Origin of the sequence: Streptomyces sp. NPDC006476, assembly GCF_040612015.1 — a bacterium.
Classification (GTDB): Bacteria; Actinomycetota; Actinomycetes; order Streptomycetales; family Streptomycetaceae; genus Streptomyces; species Streptomyces griseorubiginosus_B.
In genome coordinates this window covers 1-6360 of the sequence record NZ_JBEXPK010000175.1, presented here as the reverse complement: position 1 = coordinate 6360, position 6360 = coordinate 1, and the positions used below count along the sequence as shown (strand labels likewise).

Genomic DNA, 6360 nt, shown 5'->3' with positions numbered 1-6360 from the left:
TTCAGGGCCCGACTGGCCGAACAGGACGGCGCCGCCGACCGGCTGCTGCAGATGATGCTGGACCGGCTGAGGCAGGCCGGCCTGCTCAGGGCCGGAGGACGTCAACGTACGGATGCCACCCATGTGCTGGCCGCGGTGCGCACCCTCAGCCGTCTGGAACTGGTCGGAGAGACGCTGCGCGCCGCGCTGGAGGAGCTGGCCGAGGCCGGTTCTCATGGGGAGTTTACGAGCGCCCCGGCTGCCTGACGTCGGGCTGGGGGTGTTGACGCGCTGGTGCCCGCCCGAGCTGGTCGACCGCGCGATAGAGAAGCGCGGAAGACGCGAACGACGGCGGCGACTGCTGCCGGCCCGCACAGCGGTCTACTTCGAGCTCGCCCGGTGCCTGTTCCCGGGCGAGGGGTACGCATCCGTCTACGAGCATCTCCTCCCGCACGATGACGACTTGGACCTTACCTGACCCGTCGAGGATTTCGTGTTCCCAACAAATCCTCGCTGTGCAAGGCCCGCGGTCGCCTCGGCGCACGTGTCATGGAAGAGGTCTTTCGGCAGGTCGCAGGTCCCATCGCGGAGAAGGAACGGTGTCCGGCCGCGTTCTGGCGTGGACTGCGGCTGGAGGCGTTCGACGGTACGGTGCTGGACGTCGCCGACACCGAGGAGAACGCCGCCGAGTTCACCAGGCCCGCCGGTGGTGCCGGGCCGGGCGGGTACCCACAGGCCAGAATCATCGCGCTGGCCGAGCGCGGAACCCACGCGCTGATCGACGCGGCGATCGGCGGGCGCCAGCAGGGCGAGACCACGCTGGCCATGGAGTTGGCCGCGTCCACCGGCTCCGGCACGCTCGTGCTGGCGGACCGCAACATGCCCGGCGTCCCTCTGTGGCTCGCTTTCCGCCGTACCGGTGCCCATCTGCTGTGGCGGCTCAAGCGGCCGACCGCGCAACGGGTCGACCAGGTGCTGCCGGACGGCAGCTACCTGACCCGGATACACCTCGACAAGCACCAGCACGCCGCCCATCGCCGCCGCGGGGAGCCGGTGCCCGAACCGGTGCTGCGCGTGATCGAGTACACAGTCGAAGGCAGCGACGAGGTGTTGCGTCTGGCGACTTCGCTCCTCGACCCGGAGACTGCGCCCGCGAGCGAGCTCGCCGCTCTGTATCACGAGAGGTGGGAGAGCGAGGGGATCTTCGCTGAGATCAAGACTGCACAGCGGGACTCACGGGCCGTGCCGCTATCCGGCCGTCCCGACGGCGTCCGTCAACAGATCTGGGCCCATCTGATCGTGCATCACCTCACCCGAGACCTGATGCATCACGCGGCCGTCGAGGCCAAGACACCCCTCGATCCAGACCGGATCTCCTTCCGGGCCGCGCAGCGCCAGGTCCGCACGAACCTGTCCCCGCTGATTTCCCCCCTGTCAACTTGACCCGGCCCTGAAGGACCGGGCTTGGAGGTAGCGCCCAGCTGGCTGCTGAGTTGGCTCCTCCGTCCAGACACCCCTACCGGGTGGCAGGGGCGCGTGACTCACGCCCCGCGTTCCACACGCTCTCGCCACGGGTGGCGATGTTGTGGGAAGCATTCCGGTCGGCGTGGGCAACGACCCCGCACCCCCGGCAGATGAAGAGTCCCTGGTCGACACGGTTGCGTTTGTCGATGTGGCCGCACTGGGCGCAGGTCTGGGACGTGTAGGCGGGATCGACGAAGACCAGGGGCACCCCGGCCCGCTTGGCCTTGTAGACGATGAAGTCTGCGAGCTGGGCGAAGGCCCAGGCATGGAGTGCGACCCGTTGGGGCTTGCGGAGCCGTACCCTCTGCCGGATTCCCTTGAGTTCTTCCAGGGAGATCCCGGCCGAGGTGCGTTCAGCCTCGGTCACGATCGTCTTGGCGATGATGTGGTTGGTGTTCTTGACGTGCCGCTGTTCGCGGCGGGAGCGCTCCTTGAGCCGGCGCTTGGCGGACTTGGTGTGCTTCTTCTGGAGCTTGGTCCGCAGGGCAAGCTGACGCTTGCGGTACCGGTTCAGGGCGCGTCCGGCGGCCTGGTAGCCGGTGGACGTGGTGGCGATGTTGACGATGCCGAGGTCCACGCCGATGAAGCCGTCCGGCTCGTACGTCTCGGCCTCGGGGACCTCGCAGGTGGCGATCAGGTAGAAGACCCCGTCACGCTCGATCAGGTCTGCCTCGCCCTTGCGGTACTCACGGAGCGTCTTGAGCGCGTCGGCGGAGCAGACGAAGCGGACGTTCTTGAGGCGCCCGGCAGTTGTCCAGATGGACACGATCTGTGCGTCGTACTGCCAGCTCAAACACCGGTCGTCATATGGCTGCGCGGCCTCGGGACGGAACGTGATCGGCTTCGATTCGGCCTTGATCCGGCGCTTCGACTTCGGCTTGCCGAGGTTTCCGGCGCGGATGTTGGCGTGCAGCGTCGTGTACGCATCGCGCACCTTCTTGATCACGTGTTGCGCCGCCTGCGCTCCGAGCCCTTCGGCCTTGAGGCGCGGGTACGTGTGCTTGCGCAGCTCGTACTCACGCGGCACACCATGGGCGAACGCCACCTCGGAGACCCAGCACGCCAGGTCGTTGACCGTGCGCAGGGTCGCCGACAGCGCGGCAGCCTGGTCGGCCTCCGGCATCAGCTTCACCTGCGTCACGATCTTCATGCCGGGCATCGTACTACGGTTGATCTATGTCACCACGCTGGGAGCCAAACCCCAACATCCGTAGGGGCCGTAGCGTTGTCTATACCCTCCATGCTCACTTGGTCTTCACGCCCAAGTACCGGCGCGGCCCGTTCACCGATGAGATCCTTACGCGCTGCGAAGAGATCATGCGGGCCGTGTGCGCCGACTTCGAAACCGAGCTGGCGGAGTTCAACGGCGAGCGCGATCACGTCCACCTGCTCGTGCACTACCCGCCCAAGGTCGCCCTCTCCCGACTCGTCGGCTCCCTCAAGGGCGTCTCAGCCCGCAGGCTCCGCCAGGAGTTCCCCGGCCACATCCGCAAGTACCTGTGGGGCGACCACTTCTGGTCCCCGTCCTACTTCGCCGCGTCCTGCGGCGGCGCACCGCTAGAGATCATCAAGGAGTACATCGAGAACCAGAAGCGCCCCGGCTGAGGCCAACAGTGCGGACCCGTGCACCCGTGCGGGTCACCCCTATCTTGAGAAGCGCTTCCTCCCGGGCGTGAACGCCCAGGGTTCCGCGCTAGATCATGCTGAACAGCGCCGGCGATCCGAGCAGGCTGCCGACAAGCTCGCCTCCCGGCCCAACGGGCCGCGCCGTCCACGCAGCTACCCACGGGTCGTGAAACGCCGGACCACCCAGTTCCCCACGAAGAAGCCCACCGACCAGGGCATTCGCCATCCCGAGCGCGGGTTTGCCATCGCGATCCGAGCCAGAGCGCCGTAAAGGCAACGGCATTGGGCCCCTTCCTCAGGGGGCGAAGCCGTCCACGGTGACCGTGTCCCAGGACACGGCCGGACGCTGGTTCGTCTCGATGCTGTGCGACGACCCGGGCATCCGGCCGCTTGTGCCCACCCACGCGGCGGTGGGTGTCGACGTGGGCCTGGACCATCTGCTGACCCTGTCGACCGGCGAGAAGATCGCCAACCCGAGGCATGAACGCAAGGACCGCTCCCGGCTCGCGCTGGCCCAGCGCCGCCTGGCGAGGAAGGCGACGGGTGACGGAGCGAACCGTCGCACGGCACGGCGGAAGGTCGCCAGCATCCACGCCCGGATCGCTGATCGCCGACGTGACCACCGGCACAAGCTGACCACTCGACTCGTGTGTGAAAACCAAACGCTCGTGATCGAGGACCTGACCGTACGGAACATGGTCAAAAACCGGAGTCTGGCACGCGCCATCACCGATGCCGCGTGGTCGGACTTCCGGAGCATGCTGGAGTACAAAGCCCACTGGTACGGGCGGGAAGTGGTCGCCGTCGACCGCTTCTTCCCCTCCTCCAGGCTATGCTCCGCCTGCGGCACCCTGCAGGAGAAGATGCCGCTGCATGTCCGCACCTGGACATGCGACTGCGGCACGACCCACAACCGTGACGTGAATGCCGCACGCAACCTCCTGGCCGCGCGTCCTCGGTCGGTGCCGGCTACAGGTCTTGGACGGCGCGCAGGGCTTGGTCCACCCGGGCCATGGCTGAGGCGTCGATGGGGCCGAGGAGCTTCGCGCCCTCGAACCGATTAACCCGCAACTGCACGATGTTGACGGCGACGGCGGTGCACGGGATCGGGTCGCCGAGCACTACCGACATGGCGGTATCCGGGTACCGCCCGCTGTCGTGCAGCACTATCACGAGAACCGCGCCGTACGTCTCTTCCAGGCCAGTCAGGCTGATGATCAGCACGTTGCGGCCGTCGGCCAGAGTCCAGATTTCACCGCGGTTCATCACAGGGTGTCGCCCTCGCTCGCCAGATCGTCGCCGAGACCGAGCGCGGCAAGCTGCCGGCCGGCGTCGAGGGTGGCGGCGCGGCGCGCGGCGCGCACCACGTAGGCGTTCACGCTCAGGCCGGCCTCGATGGCGGCCGCCTTGATGGCGGGGGCGAGGTCATCGGGGATGCGCAGGGTCATGGTCGTGACAGTCATGGCAGCAGGGTAGCCACCGGTTCGCGGTGGCGTAAAGCGGTTGCGACCTAGGGGTCCGCAGACCTGCGTCCGAGGCGGCATGATCCTCCCTATTAAGAACTCGGCGGCCTCGTCCCGCCCGGGTTTCCTGCCTGGGGGTTCAGTGTCCGCATCAACTCAGTGCCCAGCTCGGCGGGCATTCTCTCGGTCTCGCAGGCATGCCTGACCAGTGTCGTGACCTTGCGCCGGTCCAGATCGATCAGCTGGTTTGACATCGTGAACAGATAGAGCCGAAGACAGTTCAGAGAGCGGAGGTTTTGCGCGATCCCAGGTGACGTATGCCTCTACCCGCCCTGGGGAATAGCTGGAAGATTGAGGCGACATGATGATCATCCATGCAGCGAGCGCCCATCAGGTGGACACCGCCTACCTGATGGCAGCGACATCCTGCTCGCTACGCGCTACGTCTGGAATCCGTCTGAGCGGAGAGCTTCATCAGGAAAAAACATGATCAGTGACACCAATGGCCCTTCGTGCGGTTCAAGGTAAGGCTTTGCATAGCCGGGATCAGGCCAACCTATCCCTCAGCCACTAGAACCACACGCCTTGAGTTCTTAAGACGCGAACGTGACAATACCTGTTCTCGCTGCAGAGCTGGCAAGGGCGTGGGCCGACATTCAGCGGCACCACCCCATGCTGCCGGATCTCGCCGCGCCCGAATCCCTGATCGGGGAGCCGTCGTCCGCCTGCGGGCGCGAACTCTCCTTCGAGCGACTGCTCCATGAGGCAGTCCACGGCATCGCCGCCGCGCGAGGAATACGCGACACCTCACGCGCTGGCCGCTACCACAACCGCCAATTCCTCGCGATCGCCGAGGAACTGGGCCTGGACCACCCCGACGAGCGGCATCGCAGCACCGGCTTCTCGCTGGTCACCCTCACCCCCGATGCAAAGCAGCGCTACCGCCCGACGATGGACGGGCTGCAGCACGCCCTAAATGCGCACTCCACCGCCATACGCGCCGACACGACCCAAAGCTATAGGGGGCCCGCTACCAGGTTCCCCTCCCCCGGTAAGCAAGGCCGGGTGAAGGCTATCTGCGACTGCGGACGCAATGTGTACGTTGTCCCGTCGGTGCTTGCCCAGGCGGCCATCCTGTGCGGCGGATGCGCGAAGCCCTTCCGGGTTCCTGAGCTGCCGGAGTCGGCCAGTAAGGGCTGAAACCCTCAGCGGCGGATGCCCTGGTCGCCCTGTGGCAGCGCTGGGACCGATTGCGGCAGGCCGACCACCCGCTCGCCTACGCCCGCGGTGTGGTGGCCAACCTGGCGCGGGGACGGATCCGCAGCGCGGTGCGCGAGCGACGCCGGATCACGCTGTTCTGGTCCCGCAGCCCCGAGAAGGTGGAAGGGCCGGACATGGCGGCCGTACTGGACGTCCGCGCGGCGCTCGCCCGGCTGCCGTTCCGCAAGCGCGCCTGCGTGGTGCTGCGGCACGCCTTCGACCTGTCCGAGAAGGACACCGCGGTGGCGCTGGGCATCTCGGTCGGCACGGTGAAGAGCCAGACCTCGAAGGCAATGGCCGACCTGGATGGCGGGAAGGAGGAACCGATGAGCGAGGAGATCGCCCGTCAGCTGCGGGAGGCCGCCGAAACCCACCGGCCCGACCGCGCGAGGATGCTGGCCCGGGTGGAACGCGGCATGGCTGGCCCCGCCGTCCGCCACCGCGCGCGGCCGTTCGCGAGGTCCGGGACCAGGGTCGCGCTCGCCGGGCTCGCCGCCGCCGGCATCCT

Annotated in this window: 7 protein-coding genes and 3 pseudogenes; 7 read left to right on the top strand and 3 right to left on the bottom strand. The window is 67.3% G+C overall.

The annotated features are described in order from the left end of the window. From ABZZ74_RS52040 to ABZZ74_RS52030, 3 genes and pseudogenes are all read left to right on the top strand, one after another. Positions 1 to 201, top strand: a pseudogene (locus ABZZ74_RS52040) (IS1182 family transposase); the annotation flags it as partial. After that, a complete protein-coding gene (locus ABZZ74_RS52035; protein ID WP_356951133.1) occupies positions 113 to 457 on the top strand; it encodes a transposase domain-containing protein in 345 nt (114 codons plus the stop codon). The pseudogene ABZZ74_RS52040 and the gene ABZZ74_RS52035, both read left to right, overlap by 89 nt. Beyond that, positions 454 to 1422, top strand: a complete 969-nt coding sequence (locus ABZZ74_RS52030; RefSeq protein WP_356951134.1) for an IS4 family transposase — start codon at positions 454 to 456, stop codon at positions 1420 to 1422. The genes ABZZ74_RS52035 and ABZZ74_RS52030 overlap by 4 nt, the downstream gene beginning before the upstream one ends. 73 nt (positions 1423 to 1495) lie before the next feature. Here the strand turns inward: ABZZ74_RS52030 and ABZZ74_RS52025 are convergent, their stop codons facing one another. Continuing rightward, positions 1496 to 2653 carry a transposase gene (locus ABZZ74_RS52025; RefSeq protein ID WP_356951132.1) on the bottom strand — a complete coding sequence of 386 codons (1158 nt, stop codon included), beginning with the start codon at positions 2651 to 2653 and terminating at the stop codon, positions 1496 to 1498. Between the two features lie 26 nt (positions 2654 to 2679). Between ABZZ74_RS52025 and tnpA the strand changes: the two genes are divergently transcribed. Then, positions 2680 to 3108: an IS200/IS605 family transposase gene (gene tnpA / locus ABZZ74_RS52020; protein ID WP_356951131.1), complete on the top strand. Its 429-nt coding sequence runs from the start codon at positions 2680 to 2682 to the stop codon at positions 3106 to 3108. A gap of 308 nt (positions 3109 to 3416) precedes the next feature. Then, a pseudogene (locus tag ABZZ74_RS52015) lies at positions 3417 to 4193 on the top strand (RNA-guided endonuclease TnpB family protein); the annotation flags it as partial. Here the strand turns inward: ABZZ74_RS52015 and ABZZ74_RS52010 are convergent. Continuing rightward, complete coding sequence (locus ABZZ74_RS52010; RefSeq protein WP_356951130.1) at positions 4099 to 4395, bottom strand: hypothetical protein; 297 nt, start codon at positions 4393 to 4395, stop codon at positions 4099 to 4101. The pseudogene ABZZ74_RS52015 and the gene ABZZ74_RS52010 overlap by 95 nt on opposite strands. Beyond that, entirely contained in the window at positions 4395 to 4592 is a 198-nt protein-coding gene (locus ABZZ74_RS52005) for a toxin-antitoxin system HicB family antitoxin (protein WP_356951129.1), read from the bottom strand. Before ABZZ74_RS52005 ends, ABZZ74_RS52010 begins: the two co-directional genes overlap by 1 nt. Before the next feature lie 606 nt (positions 4593 to 5198). On the opposite strand from ABZZ74_RS52005, the gene ABZZ74_RS52000 reads away from it, so the two are divergent. Together ABZZ74_RS52000 and ABZZ74_RS51995 are read left to right on the top strand one after the other, a co-directional pair. Further along, positions 5199 to 5792, top strand: coding sequence for a hypothetical protein (locus ABZZ74_RS52000; protein WP_356951128.1), 594 nt, complete (start codon positions 5199 to 5201; stop codon positions 5790 to 5792). Further along, a pseudogene (locus ABZZ74_RS51995) lies at positions 5789 to 6157 on the top strand (sigma factor-like helix-turn-helix DNA-binding protein); the annotation flags it as partial. The gene ABZZ74_RS52000 and the pseudogene ABZZ74_RS51995, both read left to right, overlap by 4 nt. Between the last annotated feature and the right edge of the window lie 203 nt (positions 6158 to 6360).